This window comes from Actinomadura sp. 9N215, from assembly GCF_044326345.1.
Taxonomy (GTDB): Bacteria; Actinomycetota; Actinomycetes; order Streptosporangiales; family Streptosporangiaceae; genus Spirillospora.
The window spans coordinates 108,210-129,273 of sequence record NZ_JBIRBA010000021.1 but is presented as its reverse complement, the minus strand read 5'-3'; the positions used below and the strand labels follow the sequence as shown (position 1 = coordinate 129,273).

The window sequence follows — 21,064 nt, the reverse complement described above, 5'->3', positions numbered from 1 at the left end:
CCCTGCCTGCCTTTTCCCGCCTCGCCCTGCCTGCCTTTTCCCGCCTCGCCCAGCGCTCCGGACCGCCTCATCCGGCGCTCCGGACCGCCCGGCTCGCCCGTACCCAGAGCAGAAGGACGAGCCGCCTCCATTCAGGGTCGAGGACGCGGACGAGGAGGTCGTCCCTGACCTCCCGGCGGTCACGACGGGTCCCCGACCAGGCCCGGACGAAACCCGCCAGGTACGCACGGCTCGCCGGGTCCGGCCCGGCGGCCGACGTGAACGTCTCGACGATCCCCGGCCGCAGGTCCGGACGCGCGCACGCCGTTTCCAGCCACAGCGCGACCACGGCGGCGAAGCCCTCGTGTCCGGCGGCCGGGCCGACCTCGGCGGCCAGCGCCGCCCGCCACGCGGACGTGCACGCCCTCGGCTCGACGGCGCCGGGCCCCGTCAGCGTCGCCGCGAGCCCGGCCACGTCCCGCGCGGCCGCCAGGTGCAGGAACAGCGCCGTGCCCAGGGCCGCCCGGGGAGTCGCCACCTCGTACGGACGGCCGTCGGCGTTGCCCGTCCACGCCAGCGCCGCGCCGAGCACCTCCCAGTGATGGCGGGCGGCCAGTTCCCGCGCCGCATCCAACGCCACCGGACGGATCCGCTCCCCGCCGTAGCACGCCAGATGGTCGACGACCTCCAGAACGTCGCGCGCCGGGCCGTTCGGCAGCAGATCGAGCATCAGCCGCAGCCCCACATCGGCCCGGCGCGGGCCGTCCTGCCTCACGGTCAGCCGGACGGACGTCCGGCACCACTCGCGCGCCGCGTGGAAGACCGCCCGCGGATGCGCGACCGCCAGCTCGCGCGCCACCGCCAGCACCTCGTCCCGCACCTGCTCGTTGCCGTGGGTGGCGAGGTGCTTCAGCCGGGTCAGCGCGATCGACACGTGCGTCTCCCCGAGCACCTGGCAGACGCGCACCACGGTCAGCTTCAGCGTCTGCGGCGCCTGCCGGAGCCTGGACCACTCGTACAGCGTCCTCCGGACCCTGCCTCCGACGAACGGGTGCAGGCAGGTCCGGGCCAGGGCGACATAGGACAGGTCCGCCGACCTGTGCCGGTCCCCCGCCCACGCCTCGGCCATCTGGACGATCTTCTCCACGGCCCCGTCCTCGGCGGCGAGGTCGGCGAACACCTCGACGAGCTTGCGGCGCAGCCCGGACGGGAGCACCACCACGTCGTCGGTGGGCAGGGCCGACAGCCAGGTCAGCAGATCCATCCGGGCCAGCGGATAGTCGTCCCAGACGTGCCGCAGGACCGACTCGGCGTAGCCGTGGCGGCGGAACAGGATCCGGTCGTCCACCCGCTCAGCGCCGAGCAGCTCGCTCAGCCCGGCCGACGGGCACCAGCCAAGACCGCCGCCCTCCACCTTGATCCTGAGCTGCCTCGCCAGCGACAGCGCGGCGCCGTACACGCTCGTCTCGTCCGCCGGCGCGATCGTCGCGGCGGCGACCAGCAGCGCGCGGTCGCGCAGCCCCGAGTTCTCGGCGAACCAGCCGGTCAGCTGCTCCTTCCACCCGCGGTAGGCCCGCTCGACCTCCCCCTCGTCGCGGATGTCGGCGACGAGGTCGGCGAGCCGGCGGGCGTCCCCGGGCGACGCCTCCTTCAGCAGCTCCGTGGCACGAGGCCAGGCCGTCCAGCCGGTGCCGCCGAGACCGCGGCGTTCCAGCCGGCGCCGGAAGACGGCGACGGCCGGCGGCGGGTCCACCGCGATCACCGGGAGGAACTCGGCGAACCCGCGCTGCTCGACCTCGGTGCCCACCACGAGCAGTAAGCCGCCTGACGCGCGGACCGCCTCCACGCACGACCGCAGCCGCGACTCCTCCTCGTCGCCCGCGCGGACCAGGTAGCCGCGCGCCGCGCCCGAGATCTCCTCGACGTCGTCCTCGCCGGTGGAGAACAGGCGGATCGGCAGGCTCGGACGCACCTCCCGCAGCGCGGCGACCGCCGTGGTCGCCACTCCGGCGCCGGCCGGGCCGGAGAGTGCGATCACCTGCCGGCGCGCCAGCGCGTCCGCGATCAGCTCGTGATTGCGGACGGGCACGTACCCGGCGACGCGTTCGTCGATCTCGTCCTTCGACAGGACCATGGAAGGGCGTCCCCGGACGAACGTGAGCTGTGTCTGGATGAGATCACCGGAGACGGTGTTGCCGATGACGTTCTGGGTGTCGTCGCCGATGATGGTGACGTCCTCGATCGTCGCCGTCATCCCCGCTCCTGCCGGAAGCCGCCGCCGATGGTGTTGCCGATGGCGTTCTGCGAGCCGTCCCCGCTAATCGTGATGCCGCTGATGGACGGCCCGGCCGCCTCCGTCCGCCGCCCGGCGGGAGGCTCGTCCCGCTCGGCGGGCGGCTCATCCTGGTCGGCGGGCGGACCGTCCTGCTCGGCGGGCGGGCCGTCGGCGTGGGACGGGGCCGGCACGTACAGGTATGCGGGCCGGTCGAACTGCTTCACCGTGACGTGCACCCGCGAGAACTGGCTTTCGCGAAGGCCGGTGCGTCCGCCTTCGACGTAGCTCGCGAACAGTTCCGCCGAGACGAGGAACGCGGCGAACGTGACCTCCGGGTCGCTGTGTTTCAGCGCGTCCCGCAGGGGGGCGGCGTCGAGGAGCCGGTTGACGTCGACGGTGGCGGTCGAGATGCCGGGGGCGTCCGGACGTTCGTCGTCCACGAGCCCGATGTGCATGGCCACGCGAAGCCGCAGCCGGACGCCTCGCATCCGCAACCCCGGCGCGGCCGATTCGAGCGCCTCCTGCAGCCGCCGGGGAAACGGATCGATGAGCGCACGGGCCGCGTCCAGCGGCAGGACGGCGAGGATCCCGTCCCCGGTGCTCTCCATGAACCGGACCTTCGCCCACGTTTCGCCTAGCCCGCTCTCGCGGCAGGCCACCGCGAGCACACGCCGGATTTCCAGATGGAGGCCGGGCAGTTCGGCGTCGCGATGGGCGCTGAACCTCTCGGCGTCGACGACGAGCAGTGCGCGGAACGCTTCCATAGGCCTACTTCCTCGGTGGCTGCGGTTCCCAACCACCCTGCAGACCGCCGGTCGAGCCCACTGTCGGATTTCAGACAGTGTCTGGGCCTGATCCGGCCAGCGAGCGCAGGCGGGGCAGGTCGGTGATGACGGTGCGGCCGCGGTGCGTGGCGACGACGTCCAGCCCGCGGAGCCGCGCCAGCTCGGCCGCGATGACGCTGCGGTGCAGGCCGATCGCCTGGCCGATCTCCGTCTGCCCGAGGCTCACCTCCAGCGCGTTCCCCTCGCCCGGGAGCGCGAGGCGCAACAGTGCGCGGACCACGCGGGGCCCCGCGGGCAGCGCGGCCGTCTCCGCTCGCCACGCCTCCCCTTCGCGGAGACGGCGCATCGCGCGGCGGAGCAGTTCGTCCTCCGCGCCGGACGAACGGAGCAGCGCGCGGAACCGGGACGCGGGCAGCGCGCGGGTCACGCACGGGTCGATGGCGATGACCGTCGCGGAGCGGTCGTCGCCGCCGAGCACGGCGATCTCGCCGAGGAGTTCGCCCGGGCCGCGGACGGCGAGGAGCAGCACCTCGCCGTCCGGGAGGGTGAGCAGCGCCTTGACCCGGCCCGCCATCAGCAGCAGCACGTGCGACGGCGGGCCGCCCTGCCGGAGCAGCACGTCGCCCGCGCGGAACCGCCGCTCGACGCCCGCCGAGGCGAGCGACTCCCAGGTCTTCACCGATACGCCGTCGGGGTCCGGGGCCATGCGGACATCATGCCGCCTGGCGGGGAGGTGGAACAGGTTCTAGTATCCGGGCATGAGGTTCACCTACGCCGAGGCGATGACGGATCCGTCGTTCTACCTGCCGCTGGCCCGGGCCGCCGAGGCGGCGGGGTACGCGAGCGTGTCGGTCGCCGACTCGCTCGCCTATCCGAAGGAGTCGGACTCGGTGTATCCCTACACCGCGGACGGCGGCCGGGAGTTCCTGGAGGACAAGCCGTTCATCGAGACGTTCACGCTGATCGCGGCGATGGGGGCGGTGACGAGCACGATCCGCTTCACGCCGTTCGTGCTCAAGCTGCCGGTGCGGCCGCCGGTGCTGGTCGCCAAGCAGGCCACGTCGGTCGCCTGCCTGACCGGCGGGCGGCTCGGGCTGGGCGTGGGGATCAGCCCGTGGCGGGAGGACTTCGAGGTCATGGGCGTGCCGTGGGAGCGGCGCGGGAGGCGGATGGACGAGGCCATCGACGTCGTCCGGGGGCTGAGCGGCGGGGAGTACTTCGAGTTCCACGGCGAGTTCTTCGACATCCAGGCGATCAAGATGGCGCCGGCGCGGCCGTTCCCGATCCTGGTCGGCGGGCACAGCGAGGCGGCGCTGCGGCGCGCGGCGGTCCGCGGGGACGGCTGGATGCACGCGGGCGGCGGCGACCTGGACAGCCTCCTGACCAGGCTGAACCGCCTGCGCGAGGCGGAGGGCAAGGGCGGCGCGCCCTTCGAGGTCCATGTGATCTCGCCGGACGCCTACACGCCCGACGGGGTCCGGCGGCTGGAGGACAAGGGCGTCACCGACGTCATCGTCGGCTTCCGGACGCCTACGCGAAGGGGCCCGACACGGAGCCGCTGCACAAGAAGATCGAGCAGCTCGAACGGTTCGCCGAGAACGTCATCGTCCGGACATGAAACGAGAACACGTTACAGACGGGCATCCGGCGCGGCGGGCCGCGCACGCGTCCATGAGCGCCGTCTCCGCGGGCCGCAAGGACGAATGGCTGGGGCTGTTCGCGCCGGACGCCCTGATCGAAGACCCCGTCGGGCCGTCGTTCCTCGATCCCGAAGGACGCGGCCACCGGGGACGGGACGGCATCGAGGCGTTCTGGGACGCCTTCGTCGCCACCGCCGCGCGCTTCGACTTCGCCGTCGCCGACTCGTTCGCCAACGGCCCCTGCTGCGCCAACGTCGCGACGATCACGACGGTGCTGGACGACGGCTCCACGATGACCGTCGACTGCGTGATCGTCTACACGGTGGACGACGCGGGGCTCATCACGTCCCTGCGGGCCCACTGGGAACCCGACCGGGCGCTGGCGACGCGCACCGTGCCCGCCTGACGCCTCCCGCCTGACGCCTGACGGTCAGTGCTGCTGCTCGGCGATGTCGGTGCCCTTCGGGACGATCCTGAAGACGGCGGCCGCCACGGCCAGCATCATGAGGCCGCCGATCAGCGAGGTCGTCCGCATCGAGTCGGTGAACGCGCCGCCCGCCCTGGCGGCGAGCTCGGGCAGGCCCTGCCGGTCGGCGATCTCCACCGCCGACCCCAGCGACTCGCGCGCCGCCCCGGCCGCCGGGGAGTCGAGCATGCCGAGGTCGTCCAGCCCGGCGCGGTAGAGGAGCGCCGCGACGCTGCCGAGGACCGCGACGCCGAGGACGTTTCCGAGGTCGTAGCTCGTCTCCTCGATCGCCGCGGCGTTCCCGGCCCTGTCCCCCGGGCTGCCCGACATGATCATCGCCGAGCCGATGGCGAGCGACCCGATACCGGCCCCGACCAGGGACAGCGCGACCGCGACGTGCGCGTAGGCCAGCTCGCCGGGGACGAGACAGAGCACGAGCATCCCGGCGCCCGCGACCGCGAGCCCGCCGGCGAGCACGCTCCTGCCGCCCGTCCGCCGGGCGAGCCACGGCGCGAGCAGCGACGCGAGGGTCGCGGTCACGGCGACCGGGAGCAGCCGGACGCCGGTCTGGATCGCGCCGAGCCCTTCGACGAGCTGCATCCACTGGGCGAGCAGCAGCAGCGCGGCGGCCAGCGCGAACGTCGAGCCGAGCGCGGCGACGACGCCCGCGGTGAAGCGCCGGCTGGTGAACAGGCGCATGTCCAGGAGCGGGTCGCGGCGGCGCAGGCTGCGCACGACGAACCAGGTCAGCGTCGCGGCCGCCGCGATCAGCGCGGCCCAGCCGTAGGGGACGGCGAGGCTCTCCTCCTTCGCGAAGCGCTTGAGCGACCACACGAGCAGGACCATGCCGACCAGCGACAGCGCGGCGCCGACGCCGTCCCACCGGCCGGGACGCAGGCTGCGCGACTCCGGCAGGATCAGCGCGCCGGCGATCAGCGCGGCCGCCATGAGCGGCACGTTCACGAGGAACGCGGCGTGCCAGGAGAAGTACTCCAGCAGGAGCCCGCCGACGACCGGGCCGACCGCCGCGCCGATCCCCGACACGGCCGCCCAGATCCCGAGCGCCGTCGCGCGCTCCGCCGGGTCGGTGAACACGGTCCGGATCATGGACAGCGTGGTCGGCATGATCATCGCGCCGCCGACGCCCAGCACGGCGCGCAGCGCGATCACCGCCTCCGCCGACCCGGCGAGCAGGACGAGGGCCGACGCGCCGCCGAAGACGGCGTACCCGGCCAGCAGCATGCGCCGGCGTCCCCACCGGTCGCCGATCGCGCTCGCCGACACCAGCAGCCCCGCGAGGACGAGCGAGTACACGTCGACGATCCACAGCAGCTGGCTCGACGACGGCCGCAGGTCCGCCGACATGTCGGGGATCGCGATGTTGAGGACGGTCAGGTCCATCGTGATGACCAGCAGGCTCGCCGAGAGGACGACGACCGACGCCCACCGCCGCCGCGCCGAGGCCGGCGGCTTGTCCATGGCGACGCTCATCGGGGCTCCGTGAACAGGGCCGTGATGGTGTCCGTCAGGAAGTCCACGTCGAGGGGCTCCTCGTGCAGCGCGGCGTGCCAGGTGGCGCCGTCCGCGAACACCGCCACCGCCGTCGCCCTCGCCTCGCCGATGTGCGCGGACAGGATGGCGACCAGCTCGTCGAACCAGCGCAGCGACAGCGAGCGCAGCTGAGGGTCGTGCACCGAGGCCCAGGCCAGCGCACTGTCCGCCTGGACGAGCCGCGTGTCCCGCAGGTACTCGTGGAACGCGGACGCGAGCGCGGCCGGCGCGGTGCTCGCGTCCTTCATCGTCTCGCGCACGATCGCGAGCGCCTCGTCGATCTCGTCCGCGAGGTGCTGGAGCGCCGCCTCGCGCAGGTCGTCCAGGGTCGCGAAGTACTGCGTCGTGGAGCCGAGCGGCACGCCCGCCCGCCCGGCGACCAGCCGGTGCGTCAGCCCGCCCGACCCCACCTCGGTGATCAGCTCCGCCGCGGCCTCGACGATCGCCCGCCGCCGCCCCGCGGGATCGCGGCGGCGGCGCGGGCCCGCCGCCGGTGTGCTCTCGTCCGGCATCCCTGCACCCCTTAATGTACGAATGTACATGTACGATAGTACACAAAGGGTGGCCGTCGCGTGTGCACGCGGATGCCGCGGCAGCGGGGACGCTGTCGCGGAGAGGCCGTGGCGGAGGCGCGGTCGGAGGGGTGGGTTACGGGCCGGAGAAGGCTGAGGCGACCGCGAGCACGTCGTCCGTGACGGCCGGGTCGCCGCTGGTCTCGGCGCTGACGCTCGCGGGGTTGCGGCGTCCTCCGGCCAGGAAGCAGAACTCGACGACGTCCATCCTCAGCAGCGCGACCGGGTCGTCACCGGCCGCCGCCGTTCCCAGCGGGATCGTCCACTGGCCACCGCCGGGACCGTCCAGGATGAGCCGCAGCATGCGGTCGGGGAGGTCGCGGCCGGTCACGGCGAACGCCTTGGGCAGGCTCCGCACGCCCAGGTCGACGATCGGGTGCAGGTGCTCGGCGGGCGGCGGCAGCAGGACGCGGCCCGTCCCCCGGGCGATGTCGTCGGCGTGGATCCAGGTCTCGAAGGCGCGGGCCGCGAAGTGGTCGGACAGGCGCATCCGCCGGCCGCCCACCTCGACCCGGCGGTCGGCGTCGTCCTCGCAGAGCCCGTCGCAGAGGGCGTCCGCGTGCCACCGCCACGCCCGGCGCGCGTCCTGCGGAGGCGGGCAGCGGCTGATCGCCTCGCGCGTGCGGTCCAGGACGTCGCAGGCGGACGAGGCGCGCCCGTCGATCGCCTCGGCGAGCAGCCCGTCGCTGGCGGACAGGTGGACGACCAGGTCGCGGGCGTCCCAGTCGCGGACGACGACCACCGCCCACTCGATTTCCCTGAGGCCGGCCAGCAGCGCGTCGAGCATCGCGACCGTCGCGGCGTACGGCCGGGCGAAATCGGGCACCCGGCGCGCCGGCGGACGGCGGGCCAGCGCCGCCCGGAGCGTGCGCGCACGCAGGTCCAGCGGAGGTTCGGTCATGGGGTGCTCCCTTCCTCTGCCAGGGTGTCGGCGATGCAGCGCAACCCGGAGCGGATCCGCGACTTGACGGTTCCCTCCGGTAACCCCAGCTCGACCGCCGCCTGCCGGTAGGTCCGTCCGTTGTAGTAGGCCAGCTCGATCGCCTCGCGCAACCGCAGCGGGAGGGCCGCCACCGCGTGCCGCACCCGCGCCCCCGTCTCGTCGGCGATGATCACGTCGATGATGGGCGCGGCCGGTTCGGGGTTTCCGACCGCGTCCAGCAGTCGCCGGCGGCGTTCCTCCCGGCGGACCCAGTCGACCGCGCGCCGGTGCGCGAGCAGTGCCAGCCACGTGCGCAGGCTCCCACGGCCCGGATCGAAGGCGTAAGGGTGCTCCCACAGATGGACGAACACGTCCTGTGTTATCTCCTCGGCGGCCTCACGGCTCCGCGTCACCCGTAACGCCAGCCTGTGGACCAATGACGAGCAGCGATCGTAGGCATGCCCCAGCGCCGCGTCGTCGCCCGCCGCCAGCCGCTGCCTGAGCCTGATGTCCCCGTCCATCGAACCTCTCCCCTGCCCTGACGACATCGTTGCCGCAAATGGGGTTCGTTCGTCGGCGTGCACGGGATGGGAACGTGGCCGAGTCCGGCCGTCCCGATGGAAGGCGGCGGCGTCCGCGGCCCGGTCGCCGGACGCGCCCCTGGCGCCGACGCCGAGCACCGGGGCGGGGGCCGGGGCGGGGTCGGCTCGGGGTACGGGGTCGGGGCTGGGTCGCCCGTGATCCATCAGGAGTGCTGTCGTCCGGTGAAGGCGCAGTGGCCGCTGAACCGGAGCACTTCTCCGCGCCACTGCGGCACGACCGTTTTGTACCGTGCCATTCGGGTCCCCTCCATCGGCATCGGGTCGTCATGGCTTCGCGCGGTACCGGGTGATCGGATGTCGTCCAGGTATGTGATTGACGTCACATTATGCGCCGGGGCCTTCGACCCACTATGGTGCCGTTTCGCGAGGCCGACCGCTTCGGCGGCGGCCTCGACGTCTGCACGCATACCCCGCACCCGGCCGCAGGACGGAACCGTCGTCCGCCGGGCAGGACGGACGAAAGGCGGGCCATGCGGCCGACGGCGACCCGGACAAGCGCGATGCGGTGGGGCGGCGGGCTGCTGGCCGTCCTGCTGCTGGCCGTCCTCGGCGGGGTGAAGGCGTGCGGCGGCTCGGACGTCGCCGACCTGCCGCACGGGGAGAGGCGACCGAAGCCGGTCTCGTTCAGCGGCAAGCCGCTGTGGGACGAGCGGAAGCTCGGCATGTCGCGGGTCGCGGGCATCGAGCTGCGCGGCGACGTCGCCGTCATCGCCGGAGACGTCGGTCTCGGCGGCGCCAGGCTCGCCGTCGTCGACGTCAGGACGGGGAGCCCCCGCTGGGTCGTCGACAAGGGCTCTGTGCTCCGGGGCGGAGGCGGCGCGGTGGCCCATCACGGGTCCGGGTATCGCGCGGAGCATCTGCGGGGCGTCACCGGGAAGCCCGCCGTGTACGGAGCCGGAGACGGGGACGACTGGACCGTTCTCGTCCAGTACACCGAGGGCGATCAGGGGCGCGAGACCGTGCTGGGGGTCGCCGCGCTGTCCGGCAAGGACGGTTCCGTCCGGTGGAAGCAGCCGCTGATCCGTCCGCGGGGCGGCGATGCGGGCGACGACGACCGCGAGCAGCGGATGCGGCTGCTCGCCGGGGACCCGCGGATCGTCCTGACGAGCGTGGAGTCGCGGCAGGGCATCGACCCGAAGACCGTCGCGCTCGACCCGGCGACCGGCCGCCGGCTCTGGGAGAACGCGGACGGCTGGGCCTACCGGCTCGTCGGCGACGTGGTCCTCGGGGAGACGCGCGGCGCCGAGGCCCCGCCGACGCACACGTGGGGAGAAGGGCGCGAGGACACCGACGTCTTCGCCGTCGACGCGCGGACCGGCCAGAAGCGCTGGGATCTGGGCGGCACGGCCGAAAGCTCCCACCTGATGGCGGCCGCGAACGGCACGGCCGTCGTCAAGGTGACCGAGACCCCGCCCGGACGGACCTACTCCCGCGACCGGACGATGCTCGTCGACGCCGCCACCGGCCGTCCCACGAAGGAATCGCCGAAGAAGGAGGACGACGGGACGTCCCTGATCCTCTACGGCTGCGCCGACGACGACGGACGGAGCCTGATCGCCTGCTCGGGCCCCGAAGGACGGCTCGTCACGATCCGGCCGGGCCACCACGGAAAGCCCGTCGTCACGGAGAAGCAGCCGTTCGGCGAAGACACCATGGCCCGGGTGATGACCGTCTGGCGGGACCGCGTCCTGCTCGCGGGATCGGGCCGTGAGGGCCGGCCAGAGCGGTACGCCGTCGTCGATCGGGCGGCGAACCGGGCCGGGTCGCCGCCGCCCGGCGAGGCGACGGCGATCTCGGACGGCGCCGCGGCGTTCCGGGTGGCGCGGGCGGGGTCGACCTCGTCCACGCCGGACGGTCTCGTCGTGCACGCGGTGTCCGTGGGGGCGACGCCGTCCGAACCGGCCGGGCCCGGCACGCCGACGCTGCGTCCGCCCCGGATCGACGCCGCGCCCCTGTGGACGGCCGGGGCCGGCGAGGCCCCCGTGCCCCCGCCCGCCAAGGACACCGGCCTGGAGTCGGTGATCAGCATGGACCTCGTGGGCGACGCCCTCGTCTACACCGGCCGGGACCGCGAGGACGACGATCTCGACAGGCTCGTCGTGGCCGACGCCGAGACCGGGAAGGTGCGGTGGTCGGTCCGCGAAGGCGCGTCGCTCGGCGGCGGCGCCAAGGCGGGCTTCGTCGCCGTCCCCCGCATGGTGGACGCGGGCGGGGAGAGGCTGGTGCTCGTCCGCTACGAGGCGTCCGGGAACGCCGAGGGCATCGCCGCGCTGTCCCTCAAGGACGGCCGCACCCGCTGGACGAAGCCGGTGACCGGCGGGAACGGGTTCGTGACCCTGGAGGCGGCCGACGGCGCGACCATCGCGGTCGAGGTGACCAGCTACGACGGCCCGAAGGGCGGACGCGACGAAACGGTCGTCCTCGCGACCGGTACGCGGCGCGAGCTGTGGCGCAAGCGCGGAGTCTCCCCTGCCGGGGTCGGCGGCGGGCTCGTCCTCGCCGCCCGGTACGCCCGCGGCGAGAACGGGACGCGCGAGCCCCGCGACCTCATCGCATACGGGGCGTCGGACGGCGGGCAGCGCTGGCGGCTCGGCGCGCGGTACCGGGAACCGGAACTGCTGCACGACGAGGGCGGCAAAACGATCGTCATCGGGACGGCGGACGGCGGCGCCGTCCTCGACCGGGCGACCGGCCGCGAACTCGCCCGCACGTACGCGCCGCTCGTCCAGTGCAGCGGGGACGGCGACGCGCTGATCGTCTGCCGGGCGGGGTCGCGCAGCGGTTCGGGGAGCGACCCGGGCGGGCGCGCCGTGACCGTCCAGACGGGCGGCGGCGGCGCGACGATCCGCGACCTGCTGGAGACCGGGCCGCTCACCCGGTACGGAGCGGTCGGGACCTGGTTCACCGCGATCCGCCCGGCCGCGGACGGACGGCCCGAACGGTTCCTGCTGCTCGACGCGGCGGGCCGCCAGATCGCCGACGGCCTCCCCGGCAGGCCGGTGGACGTGGACCTCGGCGCCGGGTTCGCCGTGCTGACCCCGTCGCAGATCACGCACGGCATCGCGGGACCGGGGGTGCCGCGCTTCACCGTCCACCGCGTCCAAGCCTGAGCCACCAGGCGGCGCGCCGCGGCGCGGCGAGCGTGCCGAGTCAGCGGGCCGGCCGTCCGGCGACCGGAAGGGGCTTCACCGGGGCAGGGGGAATGTCCGCCAGACACGAGGTATCGGGTACCCGCAGGTCGCGGATGAAGCCGGTCTCGATCGCGGCCACGCACCCGCTGGGTTCGCGTTCGGCCACATGTCCGACGTTGGGCGCCTCCACGACCGTGGAGCGCCGGAACTGGCGGGCGGCCCGCCGGCCCTGTTCGGTCGGGGTGTTGGCGTCCAGATCACCCGAGACCACCAGCACCGGGACGTCGGGGAACGGCCCGCCGGTCGACTGCACCGGGTCCTGGTTCAGACCCGGGCTCCGGCACACAGCCGACCGACTCTTTCCGCGGCGTCTCAGCGAGGCCCGCCGATGCGGTGACCGCGCCACCAGCGGCCGCAACCGCGATCGCGGCCGCCGCGCTGACCGCTCTCATCGAAATCAGATTCACGCCAGAAGTGTGAATGGCGCCCGATCGCCCGCACATCGCCCTGCGTGGGGAACCGCCGACCCAAACCTAAGAGGGAGCGGGCGGCGACCGTAGGCAAATACAGCACCCCGACCCCACCAAGCGCCTTCCAACGCTCCCTCACGGCACGACGTCCCGCTTGCGGCAAAACCATTCGATCAGAGAAGGCCGCGCGTCACCCACAATCAGACGGCATGGGGCATCGCGCAAACTACGTCATCCTGGACGAAGGCGAACACCGGATCCACTACTCCGAGTTCGGGGCGCTCCGTGCTTGCCGGCGAGGACGGCTAGGAAAGGCAGTGGTCGCCGTCCCGCTGCGTGAACGTGCAGTGCCCGTCCCTGGTCAGCAGGATGACCCGCCGCACGGTGGGGAACTGCCGCAAGGTCGCATTGAGCTGCGGCAGGACCTGCATCATCGTCCCGGTCGTGGTGTTGACGTACCGGCAGAACCGCACGGTCAGCGCGCCGCGGCGGATCGCCACGGTGAAGTCCTGGCCACAGTTCGACGGGCCCTTGAGGGCGTCGCGCAGACCCCCGCGCAGCCCCTGAGCCCGTTCCCGCTCGGTCGGCCCGGCCAGCAGCTGCTCCAAGGCGTACCGGGCCACTTGCAGGTCGGGAGACCGGCGTCGCACCGGCGTGACGGCGGCCGGAGCGCCGGGGCTCTGCCGCCAGAAGTAGACCTTGATCGGGTAGCTCTCGCCGGAGGAATGCGCGCCGGGCAGCGCGGCCGGCGGCGCGGCGAGCGCGAGAGCGGCCATCATCGCGACTGACAACACATGATCAGCGTGCCAGTGGGACCTCGGCCCCCGGCCCCGATGGCCACTCCAGGCCAGCCGGCCAACCGCCCAAGGACATACCTGGATGCGATGCGAACGTCCACCGCGTCTGCTGACACGCCGGGGAAGACCAGCCCCAAGGCCGCATGACCGAACCGGTGAACATTCCTGGTCAACGCACTAGTGAGCCGCCTCGTACCGCTCGACGACGTCGGCTGGAATGCGGCCGCGGTCGTTGACCTTGATGCCGGCCTGTCTCGCCCATTCCCGGATCTCGGCGGACCGTTCACGGTTGCCCGCGCCGCGGGCCGTCGTCCGCACGCCCCGGGTGGCCTTGAGCCGGCGGCCGCTCTCCATGTAGGCGTGCAGAGTGCGGCGGAGCTTGTTCGCGTTCTTCTCGCTCAAATCGATTTCGTAGGCCTTGCCATCGAGGGCGAAAGAGATGGTCTCCTCAGCCTCGCCACCGTCGAGGTCGTCGGTCATGGTGACCTGTACCTTCTGAGCCATTTCTTTCCCTTTCTTCTCGCGTCACTGTTCGCTCTTACTGTAGCGGCTGAACGTATCACGGGCTCCGGATGCGAGGAGTTCGCCGGGGTTACCGGGCACGAGCCGGGTGTCCGCACTGTGAGACGTTTCATCGGCGCTATGACGGTCTCGCCGGAACAAACGGGTTTGTTGCCCGGTGGCACGTTGGCGCCCGGGCGGTGGAGGAATGCGCAGTGCACGGGGGTCGGCGTGAGAGCTGAAAGGGGCCGTGATGCTGCACGGCATCGACGTTTCTTCCCACAACCCCTCGTTCGAGGCCGAGGGGCTGGACTTTGTGATCGTCAAGGCGACCGAAGGTCGCTCGTACACCAATCCCTACCGGGCCCGGCAGGCCGCGCAGGCCCGCCGGGCCCGTTGTGTGGTGGGGTTCTACCACTTCCTGCTCGGCCGCCGGGGTCTGAGCCTGGCCCGGATCAAGGCCCAGGCGCGGTACTTCGCCGAGAACTGCGGCGCCGAGCCCGGCGACATCCTGGCCCTGGACTGGGAGACCGACCCGAAGGGGCGGCTCGCCACCAGCGGCCAGAAGGACAAGTTCCTGCGCGAGGTGAACAAGCTGCGCCCCGACCACCGGGTGATCCTGTACGTCAACCGCGACCTGTGGACCAGGAAGAGCACCGGCGACTACAGGGCCGACGGGCTGTGGATCGCCGACTACCGCAAGGCCGGTCACCCGCTCATCAGGGACGAGTGGCTCTTCCACCAGTACACGTCCAAGCCGCTGGACAAGAACGTCGCCGACTTCAAGAGCCGGGACGCGCTCAAGGAGTGGGCGTCGGCCGTCTGACAGCCCGGTCCGGCGGGCGCCGGTGGGTTCGGGGCCCCCGCTCCCGTCGAAGACCGTCCGGGGACGGCCTTCGAGACAACCCACCGGCGGGTTCGCCGGCCGCCGGGGACGCCGTCCGGCGCTGTGCTGACCGGCCGGTCAGGATGCGGGTGCAGCAGGCCCCGCAGTCCCGGCGGCTCCTGCGGGCGGTGCAGCCGGTGCAGCCGGTGCGCCAGGGACGGCGGAGGCGGCAGGGGTCGTGGGCAGGACGATGTGGGGTGTGATGGCGAGGCGCAGGCCGAGGAGGCCGTAGGTGAGGCCGAGCCAGACCATGCCCGGGTAGGTGCCGCCGTCGTCGCCGAGCGCGCCCTGCCCCACGCCCGCGACGACCAGCCAGAGCCCGCAGAGCAGGAACTGCCAGCGCAGCAGGCCCCGGTAGCGGCCGACCCGGACGACGGCGATGCCGATGACGAGCATGCCGAGCATCGACAGCGGCCAGCACATGTCGAAGGGGGTCACCCAGGCGGGGGTGTCGTCGGGGTAGGCGATGACGAGCGGGCACCACACCATCGCGGGCACGAGCAGCACCATCTCCACGATGGCGATGTAGCGGCCCTTGCGATGTCCGGTGGCGTTGGTCGACAGCACGAGGACGACCAGGGCCATGACGCCCACCAGGAACGCCAGGCTCCCCCAGATCTCGGCCGGGACGACCTCCTCGCTGATGCGGACCCCGCCTTCGAGCAGGCCCGCGATCCACGCGGTGGTCCCGGCGGCGAGGGCGGCGCCGGCGATGCGGGTGCGGATCAGGAGCCCGCCGGGGCCCCGGTCGGACGGGTCGTGTGCGTAGACGGAACTGGGCCGGATGTGCACGGTCATCGGTTGTCTCTCCCCGTGACGGGGCGGCGCAGGGGCGCGCCGCCGGTGACCCCGACGCTCCGTCCCCGATGTCCCGGGCGGCCAGTGACAGGGGCGGCGGGAGCGCCCGGGTCCGCGCCTCTTCCGCCGGTGACCCCTGTCCTGACCTGCAAGGACACCGGCCCCAGGTAGACGGGACGCCGCACGGGTCAAGCTGGCCTGATGAGGAGCGCCGACCCGGCGCCTCGGGGCGAGCGGTTCCTGAGGCCGCCCGCCATCGCGATCGCCGTGCTGTGCGCGGCTGCGACCGCCGCGACCGTCTGGCTGGACGTCCTGCTGGCGGGCGCCGGCCCGCCGCCGGATCCGCTGGACTGGGCGCACTGGGGGTCGGCGTGGTCGGGGCTGCCGCTGGCGGTCGCGGGCGGCGTCCTCGCGACGCGGCTGCCGCGGCATCCGCTGACGTGGCTGCTGCTGGCGGGCGGATCCATCGCGGTCTTGGACGGGATCACCGCGGCGTACGCGTCGCTGTCGGTGCTGGAGCACGGCGGGGACCTGCCGCTGACGGCGTCCGCCGTGTACGCGGGCGCCAGGTTCGGCCCGATGATCAACATGATCGTGCCGCTGACGCTGATGTTCTTCCCGGACGGGCGGCTGCCCTCGCGGCGGTGGCGATGGCCCGTGGCGGCGGCGATCGCCGCGCAGGCCGCCGGGGTCATGGCGCTGCTGATGGTGCCCTGGGAGGTGTTCTCGCGTGGCGAGCCGATCGCGCCCGGCCTGCGGGACGTCCCGCTGGACCCGCTGACGCCGCCGCTGCCCCACGCGATCTGGGCGGAGTCCGGGGGGATGTTCTGGGCGGGCTTCCTCGCGTCCTTCGCGGTGTCGATCGCCGCGTTCACGGTGCGGTTCCGCCGATCGGACCCGGTGCGGCGGGCGCAACTGCGGTGGATGCTGCTGGCGCTGGCCGCCAACGTCGTCCTCATCGTCGTCGGCGTGGTGCTGACCGAGGTGGCGCCGCCGTCGGTGAACTGGTGGATGGGCGACATCTCCCTCATCCTCATGCACGCGGCGATCGCGGTGGCGGTGCTGGTCGCGGTCGCCCGGTACCGCCTCTACGACGTGGACCTGCTGCTCGGCTGGACGCTGCTGTACGGGGCGCTGGCGGCCGCCGTGATCGGCATCGACGTGGCGGTGTTCGTCCTCGCGGGGACGTTCATCGACGAGCCGCTCGCCGCCGTGACGGGCGCGGGCGTGGTGGCCGTCCTGTACGCGCCGCTGCGGCTGCGGCTCCAGCGGTGGGTGAACCGGGTGCTGATGGGACGCGCGGAGCCCTACGACGTGGTGTCGGCGCTGGCACGCCGGCTGGAGCGGTCCATGGGACCGGACGAGCTGCTGCTGGAGGTGGCACGCACGGTGGCGGAGTCGTTCCGCTCCCCGTACGTGCGGGTGGAGCTGGACCGCGCCGACGGCCGGACGGTCGTGGTCGAGCACGGGACGGCGCGCGACGACGTGGTCGTGCTGCCGTTCGGGTACCGGGGCGCGGCGATCGGACGGCTGGCGCTGGTGCCGCGGACGGGATCGCGGCTCCCGGCGGCGGACCAGCGCCTCCTCGCGGACATGGTGCGGCAGGCGGCCGCCGCCGCGCGGGCCACGGCGCTGACCGAGGAGTTGCAGCGCAGCCGGGAGCAGCTCGTGACGGGGATCGCCGAGGAGCGGCGCCGGCTGCGCCGCGACCTGCACGACGGGCTCGGCCCCTCGCTCGCGGCGGCGGCACTGAAGATCGAAGCGGCCCGCAACCTCGCGCCGCGGGACGGGGACGCCGCCGACGCGACCCTGGAGTCGGTCCGCACGGACCTGTCGGCCGTGCTGTCGGACGTGCGGCGGCTCGTGCACGACCTGCGGCCCCCGTCCCTGGACCAGTTCGGGCTGGCCGGGGCGGTGGAGCAGCTCATGGAGCGGTTCCAGGGACGGTCGCTGCGGGTGCGGCTCCGCTGCGCGGGCGAGCTCGCGGCGCTGCCGGCGGCGGCCGAGGAGGCGGCGTACCGGATCGTGGCGGAGGCGCTGGCGAACGTCTCGCGGCACGCGGATGCGACGCGCTGCGACGTCCGGCTGGCGGCGTCCGGGGACGCGCTGGAGGTGGAGGTCGCCGACGACGGGCGGGGCGTCCCGCCGGACGCGCTCGTCGGCGTCGGGCTGGTCGGGATGCGGGAACGGGCCGAGGAGCTCGGCGGACGGTGCGCGGTGTCGGCGCGGCCGGGCGGCGGGACGCGCGTCCACGCCGTCCTGCCGTTCGGGCCGCGCCCGGCCGCCGAGGAGGAGCCGCTGCCGCTCACGAGGAGCGCGCCGTGACGCCGCGGGTGCTGCTCGCCGACGACCATCCGGTGTACCGGGACGGGCTGCGGCTGATGCTGGACTCCACCGGCGAGGTCGAGATCGTCGGGACCGCGCCGGACGGGGCGGTCGCCGTCAAGATGGCGGGACGGTTGCGTCCGGACGTCATCGTGATGGACCTCCAGATGCCGAGGCTCGGCGGGGTGGACGCGACCCGCCGGATCCTCGCGGCGCGCCCCGAGACCGGGGTGCTGGTGCTGACCATGCACGAGGACGACGAGAGCGTGTTCGCCGCGATGCTCGCCGGAGCCCGCGGATACCTGGTGAAGGGCGCCGACCAGGCCGAGATCCTGCGGGCGGTCTCCGCGGTCGCGGGCGGCGAGGTGATCTTCGGACCGGCGCTGGCGGGCCGCGTCGCGGCCTACTTCGCGCGGATCGCGGCGGCTCCCCCGGCCGGCGAGCCGTTCCCGCAACTCACCGCCCGGGAACGGGACGTGCTCGAACTGATCGCGCTGGGACTGCCGAACCCGGCGATCGCCGAACGGCTCGGGCTGTCGCCGAAGACCGTCCGCAACAACGTCTCGACCGTGTTCGCCAAACTCCAGGTCGCCGACCGCACCGAGGCGATCCTCCGCGCCCGCGACGCCGGCCTCGGCCGCTGAAGGCCCCGGCCTCGGCGCGCTGAATGCCCCGGCCTCGGACGGACCGCATTCAGCGGGCTTGGAGTTGCGGGAACGGCTGTGCGATTTCGTAGTCGAGGAACAATTGCGTCCATGCTCGGCGGGTGGCCTCGTCGAGGAGTGACGGGTTCGCGACGCCGATGTGCGCGGACGGGTGAAGCGTGATGGCGTTGTCGTGAAGGTCGGCCAGTGTGCGGTCCTCGGCGATCCGGAAAGCGGTGGACATTCCCTTGTGTTCGCTCGTCCAGAGCAGGCGCCTGGCGATGCGTCCCGTCACCGGCTGATGGACGATGAAGGCGTCGAAATCCGCGTGCGTCCAGCGCCGTCCGGTGGTCATCGCGCGCCGCAGGCGTCGTGACTGGTTGCCGACCACCGTGCGCAGGTCGGCCTTGAGCTGCGTGAACGTCGCGTTCGCCGCTCCGGCGCGGTCGAGGTCGTCGTTCGCGCGAGGACGGGGCAGGGAACGGCGGGGCGCGCCGTCCTGGTCCAGGTCGAGGACGACGGGCTCGAAGGATTCGTCGAACCCGACGAGGAATCTGCGCCGGCCGTAGTCGAGGGCGAGCCGTCCCCCGTCGACGTCGAATCCGAAGTCGGGGACGAGACGGTCGTCGAGTTGTCCGGCCGTCAGGCCGCGCCGAGCCGCGATCTCGCCGATTCTCGCGTCCGCGTGCGTGGCCAATTCCTTGAGGCCGGGATCCAGCGCGATGCCGTGGAGATGCATCAAGGCGATCTCGGTGCCGATTCCCGCCAGCACGTCGAGTGCTTTGATCGCCCGTTCTTCCGCGTTCTCGTCGCGCCATTTGCGCCAGCCCCGGATGACGGGCACCAGGCGGCGCGCCGTCTCGTCGTCGCCGATGTGCGCCAGCCTGGTCAGCGCCCAGCCGTCCTCGGCGAGCGGACGGAACACCCATACGGCATTGGCCTGGTCCCAGCGAGGCCGTTCCCACGCTGTGAACAATTGCCAACCGAATTCGGCCAGCGACGCGGGGTCCAGCGCCTGGCGGAGTGCGTCCATCGCGAACGCGGGCGGCAAGGCCAGCAGCCCCGCGAGGCGCCTGGTCGCCCCGGGCGGCAGGGGCCGTTCGCCGTCGCGCCAGAGCACGCGCGGCAGGACGTTGTCGAGAAGCCAGTCCCCGATCTCCGGCGGCCGGACGAGCCCCGTCTCGACCGGATGCTCCGCGAGCAGGGCCTCGACGGCTTCCGCGGCCTCGGCGCCATGCGCGTTCGCCGCCCTGACCACGGCGTCCAGTCCGTACCGGCACCGCAGGTAGGCCAGCGCCTGCTCGGCCGCCCGGCGCGGCTCGGGTTCGCCGCCGAACGCTGCCGGGACCAGCAGCGGAACCACCGCCGTCCCCTGCCCATCAAGCCACTCCCCGGCGACGACCCCTTGCGCCGTGCCCGTGGCAAGCGCAGCCCCCATGGCGAGCGCCGTGTCGGCGTCCGCCTCCACGATCGGCGCGCGCAGGCCAGCGATGCCCCGTGCCGGCGGACGCTCTCGGAGCGGGCCGAGCAGGAGGCGGCTCCCGGGGTGCGCGGGAACCGGCGGCAAGATCGGTTGGACGGCGGCGCGCATCCGTCCCGGCAGGTCGGGGAGCACCGCGACGATCAGTTCGGCGTGGGCGGTCACGTGCTCGTTCAGTAGCGGCGACTCCGCTTCGGCCAGCAGTCGCAGGGCCCGCTTGGGAAAGCGTTCCATCGCCGTGCGCAATGCGGGCCGTGCGTGCTCGTCGTCCGCCATAAGGGCCTGGAAGGCTTCGTCGATCGGCAGCACGGCGATCGCTTCGTAGAGGTGGCCACGATCGGTGCCGGTGGATCGCGGGTCGTGGACGCGGGCGAGGAAACACGCGAGTACGTCTCGGCCCAGGCCGTCCACCATCGTCGCCAGAAGGCTCGGGTCGAGTTGGCCCAGTGCGAAACCGTCCAGGACCGCAGGGGTGTCGAGTTGTTCCGGCCGGGCCAGGGAGCTGAACAGGAGCCGCCTGTTCATCACTGTCGTGTGGACGGTGCCGCCATTGAGGGAGTCGGTGCAGCACTCGGTCACCCAGTCCTGACGGGTCGGCACCAGGTAGGACACCAGCCGCCGTCCTGCCGTGGTCTGCCGGTGGCTCGCCAGTTGCCGGACCGTGTCCGCGTAGTCGCCGTCGTCGGCGGTGGCCAGCAGAGCGCGGCAGCGCCTGGCCCCCTCCCAGTGCTTGTGCCGGAAGGCGGCGGCGCCACGATCGCCACGATGGACGGCGTCATGGTGGACGACCACTCCGTCATACAGCTGCGACCTGCCGCGCACCTCCACCGTGCGCATCCCGACGGTCTCCACCAGGGCGCACGCGGCGAACGCGATCCCGTGCTCGGCGGTCCAGAAGTCGGCGTACGCCCGCTGCGCGTGAAGCGGACTGACGGACGCCACCGCCGCCGCGCCCACCGGGTCGGGCCGTCCGCCGCGGTAGCGCCGGGCCGATTGGGCGAGTTCAGGGTCTCCGTGCTCGCCGAGCAGCAGCGCGGCTATGGCGTCGTCCCGCGCGAAAAGGTCCAGGACGACCTTTTCCGCCCCTGGTTCAATGCGGGTGTTCGCGTTGCCACGCCAAGGGTGCAGATAATGCCGCCAGAGATGCGGGATCACGAGGGCGTCCTCGTCGAGGCTCTGTTCGACAATGCGGTGTTCGGTGATGCGGTGTTCGGTCAAGCGGTGCCGCCGTCCACGAGGA

General features: G+C 73.1%; 17 protein-coding genes and 1 pseudogene. 6 read left to right on the top strand and 12 right to left on the bottom strand.

Annotated elements, in window-relative coordinates:
* Positions 1–67: 67 nt before the first annotated feature.
* The 3 genes from ACH34T_RS30490 to ACH34T_RS30480 form a co-directional block, all read right to left on the bottom strand.
* Positions 68–2,233, bottom strand: coding sequence for a hypothetical protein (locus tag ACH34T_RS30490; RefSeq protein ID WP_396024383.1), 2,166 nt, complete (start codon positions 2,231–2,233; stop codon positions 68–70).
* Entirely contained in the window at positions 2,230–3,018 is a 789-nt protein-coding gene (locus ACH34T_RS30485; protein WP_396024382.1) for a hypothetical protein, read from the bottom strand. Before ACH34T_RS30485 ends, ACH34T_RS30490 begins: the two co-directional genes overlap by 4 nt.
* A gap of 70 nt (positions 3,019–3,088) precedes the next feature.
* Complete coding sequence (locus ACH34T_RS30480) at positions 3,089–3,745, bottom strand: Crp/Fnr family transcriptional regulator (RefSeq protein WP_396024381.1); 657 nt, start codon at positions 3,743–3,745, stop codon at positions 3,089–3,091.
* 52 nt (positions 3,746–3,797) lie between these two features.
* On the opposite strand from ACH34T_RS30480, the pseudogene ACH34T_RS30475 reads away from it, so the two are divergent.
* Positions 3,798–4,496, top strand: a pseudogene (locus tag ACH34T_RS30475) (TIGR03619 family F420-dependent LLM class oxidoreductase); the annotation flags it as partial.
* 157 nt (positions 4,497–4,653) lie between these two features.
* The gene (locus tag ACH34T_RS30470) at positions 4,654–5,085 is read left to right on the top strand and encodes a nuclear transport factor 2 family protein (RefSeq protein WP_396024380.1); all 432 of its coding nucleotides are present in this window, start codon (positions 4,654–4,656) and stop codon (positions 5,083–5,085) included.
* A 24-nt stretch (positions 5,086–5,109) separates the two neighbouring features.
* Here ACH34T_RS30470 and ACH34T_RS30465 read toward each other — a convergent pair whose 3' ends face one another.
* The 4 genes from ACH34T_RS30465 to ACH34T_RS30450 form a co-directional block, all read right to left on the bottom strand.
* Positions 5,110–6,636: an MFS transporter gene (locus ACH34T_RS30465; protein WP_396024379.1), complete on the bottom strand. Its 1,527-nt coding sequence runs from the start codon at positions 6,634–6,636 to the stop codon at positions 5,110–5,112.
* Complete coding sequence (locus ACH34T_RS30460) at positions 6,633–7,208, bottom strand: TetR/AcrR family transcriptional regulator (protein ID WP_396024378.1); 576 nt, start codon at positions 7,206–7,208, stop codon at positions 6,633–6,635. Before ACH34T_RS30460 ends, ACH34T_RS30465 begins: the two co-directional genes overlap by 4 nt.
* Before the next feature lie 136 nt (positions 7,209–7,344).
* Complete coding sequence (locus ACH34T_RS30455) at positions 7,345–8,169, bottom strand: maleylpyruvate isomerase family mycothiol-dependent enzyme (RefSeq protein WP_396024377.1); 825 nt, start codon at positions 8,167–8,169, stop codon at positions 7,345–7,347.
* Complete coding sequence (locus tag ACH34T_RS30450; protein WP_396024376.1) at positions 8,166–8,711, bottom strand: sigma-70 family RNA polymerase sigma factor; 546 nt, start codon at positions 8,709–8,711, stop codon at positions 8,166–8,168. The genes ACH34T_RS30455 and ACH34T_RS30450 overlap by 4 nt, the downstream gene beginning before the upstream one ends.
* Positions 8,712–9,262: 551 nt before the next feature.
* Here ACH34T_RS30450 and ACH34T_RS30445 point away from each other — a divergent pair.
* On the top strand, positions 9,263–11,902 hold the full coding sequence (locus tag ACH34T_RS30445) for a PQQ-binding-like beta-propeller repeat protein (protein WP_396024375.1): 2,640 nt from the start codon (positions 9,263–9,265) through the stop codon (positions 11,900–11,902).
* Between the two features lie 40 nt (positions 11,903–11,942).
* Here ACH34T_RS30445 and ACH34T_RS30440 read toward each other — a convergent pair whose 3' ends face one another.
* The 3 genes from ACH34T_RS30440 to ACH34T_RS30430 all read right to left on the bottom strand — a co-directional run bounded on the left by ACH34T_RS30440 (position 11,943) and on the right by ACH34T_RS30430 (position 13,694).
* Positions 11,943–12,236 carry an alpha/beta hydrolase gene (locus ACH34T_RS30440; RefSeq protein ID WP_396024374.1) on the bottom strand — a complete coding sequence of 98 codons (294 nt, stop codon included), beginning with the start codon at positions 12,234–12,236 and terminating at the stop codon, positions 11,943–11,945.
* Positions 12,237–12,698: 462 nt separating this feature from the next.
* Positions 12,699–13,187 (bottom strand): GerMN domain-containing protein, encoded by a 489-nt coding sequence (locus ACH34T_RS30435; RefSeq protein WP_396024373.1) that lies wholly within the window; start codon positions 13,185–13,187, stop codon positions 12,699–12,701.
* 180 nt (positions 13,188–13,367) lie between these two features.
* Complete coding sequence (locus ACH34T_RS30430) at positions 13,368–13,694, bottom strand: Lsr2 family protein (RefSeq protein ID WP_396024372.1); 327 nt, start codon at positions 13,692–13,694, stop codon at positions 13,368–13,370.
* Between the two features lie 250 nt (positions 13,695–13,944).
* Between ACH34T_RS30430 and ACH34T_RS30425 the strand changes: the two genes are divergently transcribed.
* A complete protein-coding gene (locus ACH34T_RS30425) occupies positions 13,945–14,517 on the top strand; it encodes a glycoside hydrolase family 25 protein (RefSeq protein WP_396024371.1) in 573 nt (190 codons plus the stop codon).
* Between the two features lie 138 nt (positions 14,518–14,655).
* Here ACH34T_RS30425 and ACH34T_RS30420 read toward each other — a convergent pair whose 3' ends face one another.
* Positions 14,656–15,375 (bottom strand): hypothetical protein, encoded by a 720-nt coding sequence (locus ACH34T_RS30420; RefSeq protein ID WP_396024370.1) that lies wholly within the window; start codon positions 15,373–15,375, stop codon positions 14,656–14,658.
* 201 nt (positions 15,376–15,576) lie between these two features.
* On the opposite strand from ACH34T_RS30420, the gene ACH34T_RS30415 reads away from it, so the two are divergent.
* Positions 15,577–17,700, top strand: coding sequence for a sensor histidine kinase (locus ACH34T_RS30415; RefSeq protein WP_396024369.1), 2,124 nt, complete (start codon positions 15,577–15,579; stop codon positions 17,698–17,700).
* Positions 17,697–18,344, top strand: a complete 648-nt coding sequence (locus ACH34T_RS30410; protein WP_396024368.1) for a response regulator — start codon at positions 17,697–17,699, stop codon at positions 18,342–18,344. Before ACH34T_RS30415 ends, ACH34T_RS30410 begins: the two co-directional genes overlap by 4 nt.
* 49 nt (positions 18,345–18,393) lie before the next feature.
* On the opposite strand, the gene ACH34T_RS30405 is transcribed toward ACH34T_RS30410, so the two are convergent.
* Positions 18,394–21,042 (bottom strand): DUF4132 domain-containing protein, encoded by a 2,649-nt coding sequence (locus ACH34T_RS30405; RefSeq protein ID WP_396024367.1) that lies wholly within the window; start codon positions 21,040–21,042, stop codon positions 18,394–18,396.
* Positions 21,043–21,064 lie beyond the last annotated feature (22 nt).

Bases quoted from the DNA above. Each gene is read 5' to 3' on its own strand.
- ACH34T_RS30490 (WP_396024383.1), bottom strand. From the start codon at position 2,233: ATGACGGCGACGATCGAGGACGTCACCATCATCGGCGACGACACCCAG.
- ACH34T_RS30485 (WP_396024382.1), bottom strand. From the start codon at position 3,018: ATGGAAGCGTTCCGCGCACTGCTCGTCGTCGACGCCGAGAGGTTCAGC.
- ACH34T_RS30480 (WP_396024381.1), bottom strand. From the start codon at position 3,745: ATGGCCCCGGACCCCGACGGCGTATCGGTGAAGACCTGGGAGTCGCTC.
- ACH34T_RS30470 (WP_396024380.1), top strand. From the start codon at position 4,654: ATGAAACGAGAACACGTTACAGACGGGCATCCGGCGCGGCGGGCCGCG.
- ACH34T_RS30465 (WP_396024379.1), bottom strand. From the start codon at position 6,636: ATGAGCGTCGCCATGGACAAGCCGCCGGCCTCGGCGCGGCGGCGGTGG.
- ACH34T_RS30460 (WP_396024378.1), bottom strand. From the start codon at position 7,208: ATGCCGGACGAGAGCACACCGGCGGCGGGCCCGCGCCGCCGCCGCGAT.
- ACH34T_RS30455 (WP_396024377.1), bottom strand. From the start codon at position 8,169: ATGACCGAACCTCCGCTGGACCTGCGTGCGCGCACGCTCCGGGCGGCG.
- ACH34T_RS30450 (WP_396024376.1), bottom strand. From the start codon at position 8,711: ATGGACGGGGACATCAGGCTCAGGCAGCGGCTGGCGGCGGGCGACGAC.
- ACH34T_RS30445 (WP_396024375.1), top strand. From the start codon at position 9,263: ATGCGGCCGACGGCGACCCGGACAAGCGCGATGCGGTGGGGCGGCGGG.
- ACH34T_RS30430 (WP_396024372.1), bottom strand. From the start codon at position 13,694: ATGGCTCAGAAGGTACAGGTCACCATGACCGACGACCTCGACGGTGGC.
- ACH34T_RS30425 (WP_396024371.1), top strand. From the start codon at position 13,945: ATGCTGCACGGCATCGACGTTTCTTCCCACAACCCCTCGTTCGAGGCC.
- ACH34T_RS30420 (WP_396024370.1), bottom strand. From the start codon at position 15,375: ATGACCGTGCACATCCGGCCCAGTTCCGTCTACGCACACGACCCGTCC.
- ACH34T_RS30415 (WP_396024369.1), top strand. From the start codon at position 15,577: ATGAGGAGCGCCGACCCGGCGCCTCGGGGCGAGCGGTTCCTGAGGCCG.